We start from the raw sequence: 16987 nt of genomic DNA on the forward strand, positions 1-16987 counted from the left end.
AAGGGTGATCCCGAACCCGATTTCCGGCGTACTGGGGTGCTGATGGAAAGGAAATCAGCATGACTGTCCAGATCGATCCGGCGAACGCCGATCAACTGCAGGCCTGGGACACCGCCGAGGGCGTGTTCTGGGCCGAAGAAGCCCACCTCTTCGAGCACGCACTGCATCGCTATGACGACGCGCTGTTGGCTTTGGCTGCCATTCGCGATGGCGACCAGGTGCTCGACCTCGGCTGCGGAACCGGCAGCGTCACCGAGGCCGCCGGACGGTTGGCGGGCTCCGGTACTGCGCTCGGCGTCGACCTCTCGTCGCCGATGCTCGCGATTGCCGAGCAATCAGCCGCCGGGCTGACGAACGTCGCGTACCTCCAGGCCGATGCACAGGTCTACCCGTTCCCGGACGGCGAGTTCGATGTCGTCCTCAGCCGGACCGGGAGCATGTTCTTCGCCGACCAGGTGGCCGCCTTCACCAACCTCGGTCGCGCGATGCGTCCGGGTGGGCGACTCGCCTTGCTCAGTTGGCGATCCGCGGCTGAGAACGAGTGGTTCACGGCGCTCACCACGGCCCTTGCCGCCGGCCGAGAGCTGCCGTCACCTGGTGCACCAGGACCGTTCGCGCAGGCCGATCCGTTGATGGTCACCCGTGACCTGAAGGCGGCCGGGTTCGCCGAGCCATCCTTCGAGGCGATCGACGAGCCCATGTACTTCGGCCCCGATGTCCCCACCGCCGAGGGCGTCGCCTACGCGTCCTCGGCCTGGCTGATCGGAAGTCGCAAGAAATGAATCCCGAATCCGGACGACGACTGCCGCGTATCGCCGGCGCCGTCCTGTTGTCCGCAGTACTGGTCACCGGCCTGGCATCGACCGCCGACGCCCACACGAAGCCGGGCAAGGTGGTGAAGATCGAGCAGCTACCCGACGACCTGAAGCTGCCCGGCTCGGCGAAAGCCCAACGACTCCACTACACCTCGACCGGCTTCGACGGCCGGCCGACTGTCGTATCGGGTGCGCTGTTCGTGCCACCAGGCAAGGCGCCCAAGGGCGGCTGGCCGGCACTGAGCTGGGCGCACGGCACAGTCGGTATCGCCGACAACTGCGCGAACTCAGTCAGCGGCCGATCGCAACGCGACATCGACTACCTGACCAGCTGGCTCGCCGCCGGCTACGCGATCGTCGCCTCCGACTACGAAGGCTTCGGTACGCCCGGCACCCACCCGTACCTGAACGGCAAGTCCGAGGCGTACGGCCCGATCGACGTCGTCCGAGCTGGTCGCCAGGCGGACAAGTCGCTAAGCCGCAAGTGGATCGCATCGGGCCAGTCGCAAGGCGCGCAGGCCGTGTTGTTCGCCGGCACTCTGGAGGACAAGTACGCCCCGGAGCTCGACTACCGCGGCACGATCTCCACGGCGCCGATCTCCCAATGGCAGCTGACCTTCGACGCAGTCCGCCCGTTCACTCCGGACACCCCGGCGAACCCCTTCGTCATCCTCATCCTGGCGGGCACGAAGGCCTCCCACCCGCACACCTTCAACCCCGACCGCTACCTGACGTCTTTCGGGAAGTCCCTCTATCAGAGGGCGCTTGAGACCGACTGCTACACGTCTATCGCCCAACTAGCAGCCGGCAAGAAGAGCCAGGACCTGTACGCCGTCGACACCGCCGAGGCCGACCAGCTCGTAGACCTCCTCATCGCCGACGCCGAGATCCCGATCAAACACCATGATCGCCCGATCTTCCTCGCCCAGGGCACCGCCGACACCGTTGTCTACGCCCCCGCCACCACGCTCACCGCCGACCAACTACGGGCCAAGGGCAACGACCTCACGTACAGGATCTATCCAGGCATCGACCACAACGGGTTGCTGGGCGCCGCCAAGCCCGAGATTCTCGCCTGGGCCGCCCAACGCTTCCAACACTGACGGATAAGTTCGAACCACCGACCGGGAACGGCTGGGCGCCCGGAGCCTGCCGCCTATGGGCGAGGCGCCACCCCCAGTCGTTCTCGGCCGAGCCCGTCGCTCCAGTGCACCCGCGCACGCCCGCCGAACCCGCAGGACCTGGTTTCAGTTCAACACGATGGTGCTGATCTTGTTCCTCATTGCGTTCGCGACGGAGTCTTTCGCGGGGTATCGACTTCCGGCCGAGAGGTAGAGGACAGAGAACTCAAAAACCTCGGGCCACTTGTGCCGGTCGAGGTCCGTGTCGACGGCCGTGATGATCGAGGAGATCTGCTGAGCGCCTCCGTCGACGTCGTCCGGTTCGGCGGCGGAGTACGGGTCCGTCATATCCCATAGAAACGCTGCGACGTGGTTCTCGAAGCGATCGCCCTCCGGCCAGGGACCCGACTCCGCGCACGATGCCTGTTCAAGCGACCCGAATGAGCTGTCGTGGCTGTAGAGATCTGGATTGTCTGCGTATGCCGCATCGCCAAGCCAGTCAGCGAAGCCTTCCAGCCAGGCATGCATCTTTCGGGCAGTCGCGATATCTGTGAAGCCGGGACCGTTCCCGAATCCTCCAAATGAGTGCAGTGCTTTCGGTGTACAGCCTGTATGCGTACTCGCGATCCAGGCCAGGGAGCCGATCTGGGCTTGGACATAGTGCCCGTACTCATGCCGAATGGCGCGGTCGCGCCATCGTGTGCGGGGAACGAAATCCACTGTGTACGCGACCGGGTCGAACCATGTCTTCTTGTCGATGCCGATCCGCGCTCGACCGATCTTGTCGTCGCTCACGTCCTGTTCGTGGCGTCGTACAAACGTGGCCATGTTGCGGACGACGTCGAGAATGTTGAACGCTGATGCGGTGTCGCCCGTGAACGTGTGCGCGAATTCGACCTGCCCAGCACTGGCCTTCTTCTCGGTCGCGATGCCGTCCGCCTGATCCATCCCGAGGGTAATGACGGTGAGATCGGGGTATCTCATCCCTGGAACCACCCAGCCGGAGCAGCATTCGGCGCTGTCGTTGACCAGCTTCACGCGGACCGAATACCGCAGGTCTGGTTCTTGGGCCGGGAGCGTCGCTGAGAACCCACCAGAGGCGTCTGTCGTCCCTGTGGTCACTTCTTTCTCGCCGGCCAGCACTCCGGGTCCATGTGCCATGACCTGCAGAACGACACCGATGACCGGCCGAGTCAACCCGTCCTCCTGGTCTGCATACTCCAGACCGACGTGGATCAGGACATCGCTTCTGGCCGGCGAGCTCGGGCAGCCCGTGAGCGACACAGCGACCGGACACAAGGCAACCGCCGCAAGCCATCTCGTCAAACGTCCAGGACCACGGTGCGTAGGTGGTTGCTTCATCTGGCTCCCCGCTTCTTCTCGATAAGCAAGGCGGGAACCTCCGGTTTGCTTGGCCCGCCCCCAAGGGATGGTTGTTTGCCTGCCACATTCGCGCTGACTACATGTTTCGGTGCTTTGCGGTGTATGACGCAACGAACATCAACACGACCGTCATGGCCGAGGCGACCTCGGCAGGGATCTCGACGCGCATCGTTGTGGCGATGATCCACAAGACGATGGTGTTCACGGCTCCGGCGGCTGCTCCATAGCCGACCTTGCGCGTTGGTGCGGGCGTGGGGTGATTGATCAGCCGTCCCGATGCCTGCACTGATGAGGAATCTCGTGTCGAAGTCACAGTGTCCACCTCCTTGCGCCTTGACGGCGCATCTGACGATCCTGACTAGTTGTGCCGGTGTGGCACCAACTCGGTTCACGCATCGGACGGGTCAGACTGGGAATGAACCGATCGGACTCTTCGAAGGCACAAGAGGATGTGACTGTCAGGCCGGACGATCTGGACCCGCGCAGCGACAGCGAGCTGATCGCCGCTGTCGCCGAGGGGGATCGTGGCGCCATGCGCGAGCTGTTCGACCGGCATCAGCCATGGCTTTCAGCGCGGCTGAGGCATCGGTGTGGTGACCCCGACCTGGTCGCCGAGGCGGTGCTGGACGCCTTCGTTGTCGTGTGGCGGCAGCCCGGAAGATACAAGGGCGATGGTGAGGTCGCAGCCTGGCTCTGGGGTATCGCGATCCGCACGCTGCTGCACGCCGTACGGCCACGCAAGTCGGTTCTGGATCGACTCGTTCAACTGCGGCCACCTCAGGTGGCCTCCGCGGAGGAAGTTGTCTTGCAGTCGGTCGAACACAGCGATGTCGGCCTCGCCCTGTCCCGGTTGTCACCGGAGCTGCGTGCCGTGGTCCAAACGACAGTGCTCGATGGCTTGTCCACTCGTGAGGCAGCTGCCCTGCTTGGCATCCCACGCGGCACAGTCAAGAGCCGGATGAGCCGAGCTCGGCTTGAATTGAGGGAGGCGCTGCTATGACGGAGCATCAGGTCGAGTGGCATGTCGGTGAGGCGGACCTCGCGACCTATCTCGCAGGCACCAGCTCGCAAGTGGTCGGTGCATCCATTGAGGCCCACCTGGTGCGTTGCCATACCTGTCGAGCCAGGCTTGCTGATCGGGCGGGTCAGGAAGATCGACAGCGGGCTTGGAACCGGTTGGCGGAGGCGATCGACCGGCCCACGCCGACAGTGCTGGAGCGGATCACGGGTGGCCGCGCAGTGACTCGGTCCGCGGTCGCGACCCCACCGATGGTTCGAGCCGCGGTTGTCGCTGTCGGGCTGATGGGGCTGGTTCCTCTCCTGGCTGTGTTCTTGGCCGGTGAGTCAGCCCTCATCACATTGCTGATCTTCGCCCCGCTCGCGCCGACGGCCGCGGTGGCTGTCGCCTACCGCTCGGGATCGGATCCTGCCGGCGATCTCGCGCTCGCGACACCGGCTGCTGGTCTGCGACTGATTGCGGTGCGTGCGCTCGTGGTCTCGTCCGTAGCGTTGCCACTTGGGGTCAGCGCGGCGCTGATCGTCAACGTGCCGTTGGAGCTGGCAGTCGCATGGTGCCTTCCCGGGCTCGCGCTGGCCGCCGTCGTGCTCCTCGCCGGAACTACCCGCCTGGACCCTCTGTATGTCGCAATCGCGCTCGGTCTGCTGTGGGCCGTCGGCGTCAGCACACCGGCCACGGCTCGCCGTGGAATGCAGGCAGACGCCATCTTCTCCGTGATCGCGAGCCCTGCCCTGCAGGCCGGCGCGCTGGTGATCGGCGCCCTAGCTGTGCTGTTCACGGTCGTTCGGCGAGATGCTGTGGCATATCGGAAGGCCTCAAGGCAATGAGCGCAGCCATTACGACGAGCAGGCTCGTGAAGAAGTACCGCACGACGCGGGCTGTCGACGGGGTCACCCTGTCGGCGGCGCCGGGGGTCGTCGGTCTGCTCGGCCCCAACGGCGCAGGCAAAACGACGCTCATGCGGATGATCGCCACGGTGGTGGCGCCCGACGCGGGCAGCATGCGACTGCTCGAACTCGATCCGGCCGATCCCCGCGAGCGTGTTGAGATCCGCCGCCGGATCGGCTATCTGCCGCAGGCGCCCGCCCTGTACGCGGGGTTTACACCTTTCGATCTGGTGGACTACGTCGCGGTACTCAAGGAGCACACCGACCGCTCATGGCGCCGGCGAGAGACCCGGCGAGTGCTCGAACTAGTTGGCCTCCAAGACCAGATGCACATGAAGATCCGCATTCTGTCCGATGGCATGAAGCAGCGCGTTGCACTGGCGACCGCGCTGATCGGCACCCCCGAACTCCTCGTGCTCGACGAGCCGGCCACCGGCCTCGACCTGCAGCAGCGTCTTCATCTCGGCTCACTACTCGCACAGTCGCCGACCGTGATTTTCGCGACTCACAACATCGCCGAGATGGCCGCGCTCTGCCAGCACGTCTACGTGATGGTCGCAGGCCGCATCCGCTTCTCGGGAAGGCCGGCCGAACTCACCGAGCTGGCCGTTGGGCAGGTTTGGGAGGACGATCGGCAAGACTCGAACACGATCCGCAGCTGGCCGACCTCTGCCGGAACCTACCGCCACCTTGGTCGGCCACCAGCCAACGCGCAGATGGTCGAGCCGAGCCTCGATGACGGATATCTGCTGCTCGTCAGTCAGGCGCAACAGCAATGATCGACTGGCTGACCCCTCCTGCGTGCGCTACTGCTACCGCGATACTTGTCGCGAGGAACTGATGACGACCAAGTTCGGCGCGCAGCCGAGAGTACCCGCCGCGCCGCTGGCTGCGGTGGGCGCGCTCTCGTTGCTCGAGGCGCGCCGGATGATCCAGCATCCTGCGCCATGGGTGGGGATCGGCCTGTCAATCTGGTTCGCAGTTCAGAGCCTCGGTGCACCATGGAGCGGTGCCGCATACGTGGGGCTCGTCTCTTCGACCACGCCCATGCTGCTTGGAGTGTCGATCGCCGGCATGTCTTCGTTCGGGCACGAACTCACCCCGCTCTCGCTCGACGCGCCGATGAGCGCATCCCGACAGGGATACGCCCGTCTGCTCGCCGGTCTGTCCATGGTTGGCCTCGTCGCCACCGTTGTGGGCGCCGCGACTCTCGCATTGTGGCTCAGCGGCGGCATCGGTCTCGGCGATGAGCCGGGCCGCACCCTGCACGCGCACTACACGACCCCAGAACTGCTTCAACCGGTCACACTCACCGCTCTCGGCGTGGCCCTCGGCGCCGCACTCGTGCACGTGATCCGCCACCGCCTGGCGGCCGGCATCGTGCTGTTCATGATCTGGCTTCCGGCCGGCGAAGCCTTCTGGCTGTTCCAAGGCAACACGCTGCGCATGCTGACCCTCATGCAGGTGCAGCCGCTCTTCGTCAACATCGGACCACCAGATGCAGACCCTGCCGGCTTCCCCGCGATTTGGCTGCTCAACGCACCGGGAGATTTCCAAGGCCATTGGGCGCGACTCGCAATTTCTCCCGCATTGGCCGCGTGGCACAACATCTACCTAATAGGGCTGACAATGCTGGCGATCTGTGTCGCCGTACCTGGCCGGTGGCGCCCTAGGCTCCTTGCCGCGGGCGCGGCGGTATCGGGTATGGCCGTGGCTATGCAGTGGTCGGTGTCGCCGTGACTGCCCCGGCCAGCAGCGTTGGAACAGCTCTACAGCACCCCGCCATCGTCAGTATCCCGCCGCGTGGATGGCTGCGCGCACCTCGTTCGTCGGATCGTCTTCGTGGTAGATGCGTTCGTCGGGCTCGATGTTGTCGAGGAAGCGCTGATAGGTGGCAGCGCCGAGTAGGTGGATGAGGATGGCCATCGGCTTGAGGGCGCGCAGCGGATCGCTAGACGGTAGGGCGGTTTGCCAGGCATCGGCCCAGGTCTGGATTGCGAGGGGCCGCTTCGACGGGGGCAGCCAGTTGACCAGGCGTTGGAGGTCGGTAGCCGGGTGGCCGAGGTTGCTGTCGGCCCAGTCGACGATTACTCGGTTCGTGCCGTCGGAGCGCCAGTTGCCGGGGTGGAAGTCGCCGTGGACAAGGGTGTTCGGGAGCCCGGCCGCCTCCAGTTCGGCGACGATGGTGGGGAGCCGCTCGCGGAGTACGCCCACCTGACTGAGCTCAGCAGGGGACAAGCGTTCGCCGACCTCACCCGCGAGCAAGCGATCGAGCTCCGCCGGCAGGTCAGCGGGAAGCAGCCTAGGGACACGCAACTCGTCGCCGGCGATCGCAGCCTGTACTGCGACCCAGCGGCTGATGATGTCTTGGACAGTCTCTGGATCGGGTTCCCAGCAGTCGGTACCAGGGGCGTGGGTGAGCAGAGACCAGCGGTTCTCGAGATCGACCCCGAGAACCGCCGGCGCGAGCGCTTCGTCGTACTGGTGGACGTGGTTGATCACGTCCGCGTCGACGCTGCAGAAACGGCTGGTCGCCTTGGCCCAGGCGCCGGCACCCGGCAGTTGGATCAAGCAGGACAGATTCCAGGTCTTGTACTGGACCGGCTTGCCCGTCGAGCCGACGATCCCGGTCGCCCAGTCCACCAGCCGTTGCGGGCCGTCGACCTCGGCCCAGGTCGCCCGCAACGGCTGCGGCGCGATGATGTCCGGCCAATCCGGACGCGGCGTCGGATCGAGTACGCCGGCCCGCGGCTCCCCGGTCGCCTGGACATGGAAGACGACCCGCCCGCCATGCCCAAGCTCCGCGTTGTCGGCATGCACGAGCCGCAGCACGAAGGTCGGTACGCCAAGCAGTTCGTCGAGATAGCGAGTCGTCGCCGCGACCTCCGACCACCACGGCCGATCCGCCTCGAAAGCCGGTACCTGTCCCAAGTACCGGCTGCCGAGGCTGACCAGCGCCTCGACGGTCTTCGTGTCAGAGGTCGGCGACGATGCGGTGGAAGGTCCGGGAACCGGAGCGGAGGGTGACGGGCCCGGAAAGGGGGACGTGTCGGTCATGGCTGAGCACCTTCTGGTCGTCGATCGAGACTGCTCCCTGGCGGATCAGCCGGCGGAGTTCGGAGTTGCTCAGCTCAGGACGCGCCGCCTGCAGCAACTCCAGAATGGTCGGCCGGGAGGTCTTCACTACCACCTCCGGAAGATCGGCCGGGATACTGCGCTGACTGAACTGCTCGGTGAACGCGGCCCGCTCGGCCTTCGCGACGTTCGCACCGTGGTACCGGGTCACGATCGCGGCGGCCAGCTTGAGCTTGGCATCGCGGGCCGCCGGACCACCATGCGCCGCGGCCTCGCCAAGCGCCGCGACGACCTCCAGCGGAAGCTCGCTGTAGACGTGCGCGTACGTCTGGACCAGCGTGTCCGGCAGGCTCATCACCTTGCCAAACTTCTCCCGCGGCGGATCGGTCAGCCCGATGTAGTTGTTCAGCGACTTCGACTGCTTCGGCCCGCCGTCGATCCCCGGCGTGATCGTGGTGATCACGACGGCCTGCGGAGCCGCCCCGAGCCGCTGCTGGAAATGCCGCCCGAGTTGCTCGTTGAAGAGCTGATCGGACCCCACGATGGTGAGATCGCTGGCCATCGCGAAGCTGTCGTACCCCTGCAGCACCGGGTAAATCAGTTCATGCAGCGCAATCTCCCGCCCAGCCGCCACCCGATCGCGGAACATGTCCCGCGCCATCAACTGCGCCTGCGTCACCTGACTGAATAACCCGAGCAGCGTGGCAACCTCCATCGACCCGTACCACTCGGAGTTCCGCCGTACTTCGAGCAGCTCCGGCTCCGTCCGAAGCACCAGCGACACCTGCTCAAGAAACGACGCCGCATTCACCTCGATCTGCTCCGGCGTCAGCATCGGCCGCGTCTCGGACCGCCCGGTTGGGTCGCCGATCCGGGTGGTCAGATCGCCGAGCAGGAAGACGACCTGATGGCCGAGATCCTGCAGCTGGCGCATCATCCACAGGTTGACGGCATGGCCGAGATGCAGGTCGGGCGCGGTGCAGTCGACGCCATATTTGATCCGCAGTCTGCGGCCGGACACCAATCGGTCGATCAGGTCCTGCTCGCCGATGATCGTGTCCGTGGTGCGCCGCAGCCGCTCGAGTACGGCCGGTACGTGGGTCATTTCTGGATCCTCTCGGGAACAGAGACACCCCAATCAGTGCCTCCGGCAACGGAAAGAGGCAGGAACCATGACGGTTCCTGCCTCGGAGGCTCTGGGGTGGAGCGAACTACAGCAGCAGGCCGGCTCGTCCCAGAGCCGGTCGATACTGCGCGGGTCGCTTGATCACCTGCTCAGGCTAACAGCGCCGAGCTCCACCAGGTACCGAGTTAATTCCAGTCGCCGGCGCACCAAGGCCGCCAGCTCGTCCGTCACAGGTTCGTGCAGGCGGTCGAGGGGTAGGGACATGAAGGCATTGCGCAGGATCAGCGCACCGTCCAGACCAGTCCGTACCTCGTCCAGGCTGATGTCGATGCGCCCTTCTGCGGCGAGGCCGTCGTGGTAGCGCGTGATGACCAGCTCACGCAATTCGGCGAGCTCGTCGACGGTCAGCTCGCCGGAGTGCGCGCGACCGATCAGCAGCTGGCCGAGATCGTCGCCGGCGGCAACCAATCCGGTCATCGACCAGTCGATCCCGACGAACGTATCGGGCGCGTTGGCCGGTACGAGCAGGTTCTGCGGGCAGGCGTCGCCGTGGCTCATCAATTGCGAGCGTTGCGCCAGTTCGTGCAGCAATTGCGGGATGCGCACGGCCAACTCCGCCAAGTCGCCTTGCAGGGCTGAGCCGGCCAGCAACGGGTGCTGCCAGGTCGAGGGATCGAGCAACGGGGGTAGGGCGAACTGCTTGACGAATCCGTCGACCATCAACCTGGTGGTGCGGCCGGGCGACCGGTCAGCGGCTGCGGGCAATGCGTCGGTTCTGGTCAGCCTGACGTTCAGGCGGCCGAGCAGCTCGGCGGCGCGTCCGTAGCGTTCGGGGGTCCAGGGCGACTCCGTAGTACGGACGTCTTCGACCACCATCACCAGGTGGTCGTCGTCCAGGTGGTCGATGGCGTAGACCGTGGGCAGCCGCATTCCGGTCGGCAGGGAGTCGGCGAGTCCGCCCAGGTAGACGTCGGCCTCGTACCGCCACAGGTCGCCCGCCAACGCCATCGTCCGGAACTCACCGGGCAGCAGGTCGAGCGCCGGCCAGAGCCGGTACGAGCGGAGGACCTTGACGAATCTCGACTCCCCGTTGCCGAGCCGCAGCCTGAAGAGCCCGGCCGTCGTCGGGGAGTTTGCGGCGTACTTCACTGGCTCGATCGCCGACGGTGCTTCCCCGAGCACGGCGGGCAGCCGTAGTACCAAGCGCTGTTCCAACTCTGTATCCCTCGTCACCTTTCCTTTGTAGGCGGGCGACACGGCGCCGAGCATCGGTAGTCATTGCCCATCTCGGAACCGTTAGGCTCAGTGGGTGCAGACGGAAAGGGTGGTACTGGTCGACGATTCCGGTCGGGCGATCGGGACCGAGGCCAAGGCGACGGTGCATCACGCCGCGACGCCGCTGCATCTCGCGTTCTCCAGCTACGTCTTCGACGAGCGCGGGCGGGTGTTGCTGACTCAGCGCGCGTTCGGCAAGCGGACCTGGCCGGGTGTCTGGACCAACAGTTGCTGCGGGCATCCCTTGCCGGGCGAGTCGATGGAATCCGCAGTACGCCGCCGGCTGGCCGATGAGCTCGGGTTGGTAGCTGCTTCGGTGGAGTTGGTACTGCCTGAGTTCCGGTATCGCGCAGTCATGCCGGACGGGGTGGTCGAGAACGAGTTGTGCCCGGTGTTTCGGGTCACCTGCGCTGGCGAGCCGGTGGCCGATGAGGCCGAGGTCGCGGCGTACGAGTGGGTTGAGTGGGGCGATCTCGGCGTACGGACCGATCTGTCGCCTTGGTGCGTACTGCAGTTGAGCGAGCTGGCCGGGCTCGGGGAGTCGCCGCTGGAGTGGCCGGTTGCCGATGCCGCCCGGCTGCCGCTGGCCGCTCAATTGGGCAGCTCTGGGCAGGTTGATAGGTAGGGCTTACCGATGCCGCGGTAGATGCCGCACCCGAACTCTGGAGGGGAGACCAGAGGAGGGGTGAGGGATGACACCGGGGGACGAAGAGTCTTTGGGGGCGCGGTTCCAGCGCGGCGAGGATGCGGCGCTGCATGAGATGTACGAGCAGTACGCCGGGCCGATGTTCGTGACGGCGATCAGCTTGCTGGGAAATCGCGAGCAGGCGGCCGATGCCGTGCAGCGCGCGTTTGTGCAGGCGTGGAAGGCCGCTGACGGGTTCGATCCGGAGCGTGAGTTGAAGCCTTGGTTGTACGCGATCACGCGGCGGGCGGCGGTTGATGTGTATCGGCGTGAGCGGCGTACTGCGAATCATGTGTCGCTGCAGGTTGTGCGTGAACTGTCGGACGAGGGGCCTTCGATGGAGCGAATCTGGCGGTCGTGGGAGGTGCGGTCCGCCGTCTCTCAGTTGCGGGCTGAGGAGCGTGAAGTTCTGGAGCTCGCCTACTACCACGGTTATACGCAGACGGAGATCGCGACTGAGCTGGGTTTGGCGCTCGGCACCGTCAAGAGCCGCACTGCCCGCGCCCAGCGAAGGTTGGCCGACCTCTTGTCCCACCTCCGCGAACCCACCGCGGTAGCTAGCTGAGGCCTCAGGAGGTGATGAGCTTCAGCAGGGTGGGGCCGGGGATCGCGGGGGAGGTGCCTGACTCAGCTTTGCGGATCAGCTCGATCAGCTTGGCGTTGATGGGGGCTGAGCGGCCGAGGGATTCGGCGAGGCGGACCACCTCGCCGTTCAGGTAGTCGATCTCGGTGCGGCGGCCGGCCTGGAGGTCTTCCCACATCGAGGTGCGGGCGAGCGGATCGATGGCGAGCATCTTGCCCGCCAGGCGTTTGAAGATGAAGTCGGGCAGGCTCAGCAACCCCGGCAGGCGTTGCGGCGGTACGCCGGTGACCTGCGCCGGCTTGATCCCGGCGGCCTTCAGCAGCGTGAGGGTTTCCGTCTGGGCCGCTGCGAGACAGCGGCGGTAGGCACGCTGAGCCAGTTCGTCGCGCAGTGGCAGGTCGGAAAGCGCGTTGACCGGGTTGTTCAGGTTGAGCAGTAGCTTCGCCCACTGCACCGGCAGGATCTCGTCGTGCTGCGTCAGCGGAAGGCCCGCCCGGGTAAACGCTTCTGCATAAGGCTCCAACGCAGCATGCTTCTGTACGTCGAGCTTGCCCTGCGTCCCTTGATGGAACGCGCCGCCGCCACGGTTGAGCACGTTGAACGGCACCATCCCGGTCAGCACGGTCTGCTCCGGCAACCGCTCATGCAGCACCTCGCCGTTGCGGATGCCGTTCTGGAAGCTCACCACCGTCGCACCGGGCTTGAGCACCGTCGCGAGTTCGTCGGCGGCTGTCGCAGTACCGGCGGACTTCACCGTGACCAGCACAAGGTCAGCCTCGCCAGCCGCGGCCGGCGTCGTCTCGAAACGCACAGCCGGTACTACGAGATCGGCGCCGAGGTAATCGGTCAGGTGCAGCCCATGCTCGGCCACCTCATCAGCCAGCCGCTGCCGCCCGATGAAGACGACCTCCGACCCACCGGCCGCCAACCGCCCTCCGATATAACAGCCGATCCCACCCGCGCCATAAACCGCGATCGTCACCGAATCCTCCTCGCGTTGCTCAAGCCATTGGACCAGCCAGCCCCCTACGCCAGCTTTCGTACCTCTGCGGATCATCCCAGCGGGCCGTCTGTTGCTAGGAGGAGGGCTTGGACTTCAGCACGGAGTTCGGGGAGGTCGGGATAGAGAGAGTCGCCGGGGCAGGCGGTTGGGGACCAGTTGCGGTGGGTGGCGATGGCGGGGACTGTACGGGTGGCGCCGCTGATTGGGTTGACGTAGTTGACCTGGCCTAGTGGGTCTACGCCGGTGGAGCTGGCTAGCGCGGCTAGGACGCGGACCAGGGTGGTGCGGGCGGCTGGGGTTGGTACAGCGGAGGTGAAGTCGCCTAGGAGCGCGATGCCGAGGTTGCCGGCGTTGAAGCCGCCTGCGTGGGTGGCGTTGCACAGCTGGGGCTCGTCGCCGAGGTGGCCGTTGAAGACCGGGGTCGGGTCGGGGCCGGAGTAGCGGCCTTCGTAGACGGTGCCGTTCTGGTCGATCAGCAGGTGGTACCCGATATCGCCGAAGTCCTCGCTGACCGTGTGGAAGAAGTAGATCGCGCGGACCGTCGACGCCGGGTTCGGATCGAGGTTCGCCGTCACCGTGTGATGGACGGTCAGCGTCTGCACGCCGAAGTACGCCTGCGGGAAGATCTCGCTGCCGTCCGCCCCGAACCGCAAGCTCTCGTCGGCTCCCCACCCAGCGCGGCTGACGAACCGGAAGCCGCGGAGCTGCCGGCTCGCCGCCGGCGCGGTGACGATCGGCCCGTCGGTGGTGTTGATCGCGACCGTCTCGACATCGACAGCCCCAGGCGGCGGAGTCAGCTGGTACGCGACGGCATGGCCGGCCGGCACGAGCGCAGTACGGCGTCCGCTGGTCGACGGGTCGCCGGGGCTCAACGGCAACCACGGCCCCCAGCCGGTACGAGCCCGCCTGAACCGGTACGACCCGCCGAGCCGCGGCCCGCTCCAGCTCACCCCGAGGTGTCCGATCGGGAAGTCAGGCGTGTGCAGCCGCACGTCGGGCCCGGAGAACGCGGCCAGCGTCTCCGGGATCCCCGCCTCAGCCGCGAGGCCGAGGACTCTGATCATCAGGCGTCCTTTGCATTCAGTAGGTGCCGTAACTGTCCGCGACCACGTGCCTCCGAGACATCGGTAACCACTGCCTAAATCCGCACCCCCTCTGCCCACGGATCGCTTAGGCTGACCGTTATGGCGGAGGGAAATCTCCCCGTCCGGTTGTCGAGTTTCGTGGGGCGGGAGAGCGAGCTGGCCGAGCTCGCCGATCTGGCCCGCCGGCACCGGCTGGTGACGCTGACCGGACCGGGCGGCGGCGGAAAGACCAGGCTGGCGCTGACGCTGGCCGATCGCCTGCGCCCGGCCTTCGGCAATCGCGTCCACTGGGCCGGCCTGGCTGATCTGACTCAAACAGATGCCGTACTGTCCGCCGTCGCCGAGGCATTGGCGTTGCCTGAGGCAACCGAGAAGGCGGTGATCGCAAAGCTCACCGAGCAACCGATCCTGCTGGTCGTCGACAACTGTGAACACCTACTCGATCCCGTCGCGCGGCTGATCCGGCGACTGCTGCGCGCCTGCCCGGAACTGACCGTCCTAGCGACTAGCCAGGTGCCACTCGGCAATCCCGGCGAGCTCGTCTTCGCGGTACCGCCCCTAGGCGCGGAGGCCGAGACCCTCTTCGTCGAACGCGCCCGCGCCGCGTCGTACGGCTTCGAGCAGACCGAGGCAAACGCCAGCGACATCGCACTGATCTGCCAACGCCTCGACGGCGTACCGCTAGCGATCGAGCTGGCCGCCGCCTGGGTCCCAGCGTTGTCGCCGGCCCAGATCGCAAACCGCCTGGACGACAGCCTCCGCGTCCTCACCGGCGGCGACCGCGAGGCGATGCCCCGGCACCGAACCCTCCGCGGCGCACTCGAGTGGAGCTGGAACCTGCTGGCCGAGCCGGAGCGCAGGTTGCTCGCTCAGCTGAGCGTCTTCCCCAGCGCGTTCACCATCGATGCCGCCGAGGCAGTGGCCGATCAGGACGTGCTGCATTCGCTGTCCCAGTTGGTGAATCGGTCGCTCGTGATGGTCCAGCAGGGCGACGAGGTGCGGTACCGGTTGCTGCAGATCGTTCGCCAGTACGCCGCCGAGCAACTGGCCGGCGACACCGGTCCGGCCCAGCGCCAAGCGCAGTACACGCTAAAGCTCGCCGAGGAGGCCAAAGGCAAGCTGGAGGGCGAGGAGCAGCAGGAGTGGCTCGACCGACTCGGCTTCGAGCAGCAGAACCTCCGTACGGCGTACCGATGGTTCCTCGAGAACTCCGAGTTCGAGGATGCCGCGAGACTCGTGGCCGGGACCTGGTGGGCCGGCTACCTGCTCGGCCGGTACGGCGAAGTGCGCGAGTGGCTGGAGGAGATCATCAGGCTCCCCGCCGAGTTGCCGCTGCCGTTGCGGGCTGAGTTGCTCGTCGCGGCCGCGTCGATGGCCCACCTGCAAGGCGATGCGGCCCACGCCGAGCAGCGGATGCGTGCGGGCCTCGCGGCGTACCGGGAAGCTGGTGAGCCTTCCGTCGAGGCGATGGAGCTGCACTGGCTCGGTGGGGTCGCGATGCGGCGCGGCCAGTACGACGAGGCGCGGCGGCTCGGTCAACGCTGCCTGGAGCTGTGGCGCAGCCTCGGCAATGAGGCGAGGTACTCAAGAGCGCTTGATTACATGGGGATGCGCGAGCTGCTCGCCGGTGAACTCGACCACGCCGAAGAAGTCGTGCGGGAGGCGCGGGCGCGGTACCAGACCGATGGGGACACCGAAGGATTCGGCTGGGCGACGATGCTGCTCGGCGGGGTTGCCCACTATCGCGGTGAGCGGCAGGTCGCGCTGGCACTGCTGACCGAGGCGAGGGAGCGGAGTCAGGCGAATCACCAGCTGACGACGCTCGCCTGGTCGCTGCAGTTGCTCGGGCAGGAGGCGCTGCGCGACGGTGATCTCGACGAGGCGGATCGGTTGCTCGACCAGAGTTTGCGCCTGCACAACGACGCCGGGAATCGTTGGCGGGTCGCGACTCAGCTGGAGGGGCTCGCGGCTGTCGCCATCGCCAGGGCGGAGGTTCCGCGAGCTGTCCGGTTGGTGGCGCATGCGACGTTGATCCGGGAGCAACTCGGTGGACCGGTTCCGGCGGTCGAGCGGGCCGACGTGTCGGCGGTTGTCGAGGCCGCGCGTGCGGCGGTGACGCCGGCGGAGTACCGGGGGTTCTGGGCGGAGGGGGAGACGCTCAGCCTGGAGAAGCTGCTGGGGGAGGAGCCGACGGCGCGGCCGGCGGTGTCGCCGCTGACGATCGTCGAGTCGCGGGTGGAGCCGTTGCAGATTGTCGCGCTGGGCGGTTCCGAAGTACGGCGGAACGAGGCTGTGCTGGATGCCGCGGACTGGGGGTACGCCAAGCCGCGTGAGCTGTTCTTCTACCTATTGGGATCGGGGCCGGTGCGGAAGGACCAGATCGGCGCGGAGCTCTGGCCGGATGCGTCGCCGACCGCGCTGCGCAACAGCTTCCACAGTTGCCTGCACCAACTCAGGCGGACGCTCGGGCGGTCGGACTGGGTGACGTTCCGGCGGGGGCGGTACGAGTTCAACCAGTCGCTCGACCACAGCTACGACGTGGCGACCTTCGAGTCCACCATCGATCTCCAGCAGGCTGTTGATCTGTACCGGGGTGACTACCTGGCCGATCTGGGCGGCTCGGTCTGGATCGACAGCCGGCGCCAGGCGCTCCGCCAACGCTTCGAACGCGTCCTCCTCGAGCTGGCCCGAACCCACAGCGCCGCCGGCCGCACCGACGACGCGATCAGCCTCTACGAGCTGGCGATCACGCACGACCCGCTCCTGGAGACCGCCCACCAGGCCTTGATCAAGATCCACCTGGCCCAGGGCAACCGCGCCCAAGCTGTTCGTCAGTACAACCTCCTGGCCGCCTGTCTGGCCGACGAACTCGACACCATCCCATCGTCCCAGACCACCGCCCTCATCCACCCCTAGCGGTTCCCACAGCAC

At 66.5% G+C, this 16987-nt stretch carries 16 protein-coding genes; 10 read left to right on the forward strand and 6 right to left on the reverse strand.

Annotated features, from left to right (window positions below):
* Positions 1 to 59: 59 nt before the first annotated feature.
* Together OHA70_RS22380 and OHA70_RS22385 are read left to right on the forward strand one after the other, a co-directional pair.
* Entirely contained in the window at positions 60 to 782 is a 723-nt protein-coding gene (locus OHA70_RS22380) for a class I SAM-dependent methyltransferase (protein WP_328320680.1), read from the forward strand.
* A complete protein-coding gene (locus OHA70_RS22385) occupies positions 779 to 1918 on the forward strand; it encodes a lipase family protein (protein ID WP_328320682.1) in 1140 nt (379 codons plus the stop codon). The genes OHA70_RS22380 and OHA70_RS22385 overlap by 4 nt, the downstream gene beginning before the upstream one ends.
* A 144-nt stretch (positions 1919 to 2062) precedes the next feature.
* Here the strand turns inward: OHA70_RS22385 and OHA70_RS22390 are convergent, their stop codons facing one another.
* On the reverse strand, positions 2063 to 3262 hold the full coding sequence (locus OHA70_RS22390; protein WP_328320684.1) for a hypothetical protein: 1200 nt from the start codon (positions 3260 to 3262) through the stop codon (positions 2063 to 2065).
* Positions 3263 to 3417: 155 nt separating this feature from the next.
* On the opposite strand from OHA70_RS22390, the gene OHA70_RS22395 reads away from it, so the two are divergent.
* The 5 genes from OHA70_RS22395 (at position 3418) to OHA70_RS22415 (ending at position 6964) form a co-directional block, all read left to right on the forward strand.
* Positions 3418 to 3546: a hypothetical protein gene (locus tag OHA70_RS22395; RefSeq protein WP_328320686.1), complete on the forward strand. Its 129-nt coding sequence runs from the start codon at positions 3418 to 3420 to the stop codon at positions 3544 to 3546.
* 224 nt (positions 3547 to 3770) lie between these two features.
* Positions 3771 to 4319 (forward strand): RNA polymerase sigma factor, encoded by a 549-nt coding sequence (locus tag OHA70_RS22400; protein WP_328320688.1) that lies wholly within the window; start codon positions 3771 to 3773, stop codon positions 4317 to 4319.
* Positions 4316 to 5164 carry a hypothetical protein gene (locus tag OHA70_RS22405; RefSeq protein WP_328320690.1) on the forward strand — a complete coding sequence of 283 codons (849 nt, stop codon included), beginning with the start codon at positions 4316 to 4318 and terminating at the stop codon, positions 5162 to 5164. Before OHA70_RS22400 ends, OHA70_RS22405 begins: the two co-directional genes overlap by 4 nt.
* Positions 5161 to 6003, forward strand: a complete 843-nt coding sequence (locus OHA70_RS22410) for an ABC transporter ATP-binding protein (protein WP_328320692.1) — start codon at positions 5161 to 5163, stop codon at positions 6001 to 6003. Before OHA70_RS22405 ends, OHA70_RS22410 begins: the two co-directional genes overlap by 4 nt.
* Before the next feature lie 61 nt (positions 6004 to 6064).
* Positions 6065 to 6964: a hypothetical protein gene (locus OHA70_RS22415; protein ID WP_328320694.1), complete on the forward strand. Its 900-nt coding sequence runs from the start codon at positions 6065 to 6067 to the stop codon at positions 6962 to 6964.
* 48 nt (positions 6965 to 7012) lie between these two features.
* Here the strand turns inward: OHA70_RS22415 and OHA70_RS22420 are convergent, their stop codons facing one another.
* The 3 genes from OHA70_RS22420 to OHA70_RS22430 all read right to left on the reverse strand — a co-directional run bounded on the left by OHA70_RS22420 (position 7013) and on the right by OHA70_RS22430 (position 10658).
* Complete coding sequence (locus OHA70_RS22420; protein WP_328320696.1) at positions 7013 to 8281, reverse strand: aminoglycoside phosphotransferase family protein; 1269 nt, start codon at positions 8279 to 8281, stop codon at positions 7013 to 7015.
* A complete protein-coding gene (gene tyrS / locus OHA70_RS22425) occupies positions 8199 to 9404 on the reverse strand; it encodes a tyrosine--tRNA ligase (RefSeq protein ID WP_328320698.1) in 1206 nt (401 codons plus the stop codon). Before tyrS ends, OHA70_RS22420 begins: the two co-directional genes overlap by 83 nt.
* A gap of 162 nt (positions 9405 to 9566) precedes the next feature.
* The gene (locus OHA70_RS22430; RefSeq protein ID WP_328320700.1) at positions 9567 to 10658 is read right to left on the reverse strand and encodes a phosphotransferase; all 1092 of its coding nucleotides are present in this window, start codon (positions 10656 to 10658) and stop codon (positions 9567 to 9569) included.
* Between the two features lie 76 nt (positions 10659 to 10734).
* Between OHA70_RS22430 and idi the strand changes: the two genes are divergently transcribed.
* Both idi and OHA70_RS22440 read left to right on the forward strand, forming a co-directional pair.
* Positions 10735 to 11325 (forward strand): isopentenyl-diphosphate Delta-isomerase, encoded by a 591-nt coding sequence (gene idi / locus OHA70_RS22435; protein ID WP_328320702.1) that lies wholly within the window; start codon positions 10735 to 10737, stop codon positions 11323 to 11325.
* Positions 11326 to 11392: 67 nt separating this feature from the next.
* Positions 11393 to 11950 (forward strand): RNA polymerase sigma factor, encoded by a 558-nt coding sequence (locus OHA70_RS22440; RefSeq protein WP_328320704.1) that lies wholly within the window; start codon positions 11393 to 11395, stop codon positions 11948 to 11950.
* Between the two features lie 4 nt (positions 11951 to 11954).
* On the opposite strand, the gene OHA70_RS22445 is transcribed toward OHA70_RS22440, so the two are convergent.
* Positions 11955 to 12950 (reverse strand): 2-dehydropantoate 2-reductase, encoded by a 996-nt coding sequence (locus OHA70_RS22445; RefSeq protein ID WP_328320706.1) that lies wholly within the window; start codon positions 12948 to 12950, stop codon positions 11955 to 11957.
* A gap of 71 nt (positions 12951 to 13021) precedes the next feature.
* Positions 13022 to 14035: a peptidoglycan recognition protein family protein gene (locus OHA70_RS22450; RefSeq protein WP_328320708.1), complete on the reverse strand. Its 1014-nt coding sequence runs from the start codon at positions 14033 to 14035 to the stop codon at positions 13022 to 13024.
* 120 nt (positions 14036 to 14155) lie between these two features.
* Here OHA70_RS22450 and OHA70_RS22455 point away from each other — a divergent pair, with 120 nt between their 5' ends.
* Positions 14156 to 16972, forward strand: coding sequence for a BTAD domain-containing putative transcriptional regulator (locus OHA70_RS22455; protein ID WP_328320710.1), 2817 nt, complete (start codon positions 14156 to 14158; stop codon positions 16970 to 16972).
* Positions 16973 to 16987: the final 15 nt, after the last annotated feature.

The organism is Kribbella sp. NBC_00382, assembly GCF_036067295.1.
Classification (GTDB): Bacteria; Actinomycetota; Actinomycetes; order Propionibacteriales; family Kribbellaceae; genus Kribbella.

Excerpts from the sequence above, each read along its gene's own strand:
- OHA70_RS22380 (WP_328320680.1), top strand. The coding sequence starts at position 60 with ATGACTGTCCAGATCGATCCGGCGAACGCCGATCAACTGCAGGCCTGG.
- OHA70_RS22385 (WP_328320682.1), top strand. The coding sequence starts at position 779 with ATGAATCCCGAATCCGGACGACGACTGCCGCGTATCGCCGGCGCCGTC.
- OHA70_RS22405 (WP_328320690.1), top strand. The coding sequence starts at position 4,316 with ATGACGGAGCATCAGGTCGAGTGGCATGTCGGTGAGGCGGACCTCGCG.
- OHA70_RS22410 (WP_328320692.1), top strand. The coding sequence starts at position 5,161 with ATGAGCGCAGCCATTACGACGAGCAGGCTCGTGAAGAAGTACCGCACG.
- OHA70_RS22415 (WP_328320694.1), top strand. The coding sequence starts at position 6,065 with ATGACGACCAAGTTCGGCGCGCAGCCGAGAGTACCCGCCGCGCCGCTG.
- OHA70_RS22420 (WP_328320696.1), bottom strand. The coding sequence starts at position 8,281 with ATGACCGACACGTCCCCCTTTCCGGGCCCGTCACCCTCCGCTCCGGTT.
- tyrS (WP_328320698.1), bottom strand. The coding sequence starts at position 9,404 with ATGACCCACGTACCGGCCGTACTCGAGCGGCTGCGGCGCACCACGGAC.
- OHA70_RS22440 (WP_328320704.1), top strand. The coding sequence starts at position 11,393 with ATGACACCGGGGGACGAAGAGTCTTTGGGGGCGCGGTTCCAGCGCGGC.
- OHA70_RS22450 (WP_328320708.1), bottom strand. The coding sequence starts at position 14,035 with ATGATCAGAGTCCTCGGCCTCGCGGCTGAGGCGGGGATCCCGGAGACG.
- OHA70_RS22455 (WP_328320710.1), top strand. The coding sequence starts at position 14,156 with ATGGCGGAGGGAAATCTCCCCGTCCGGTTGTCGAGTTTCGTGGGGCGG.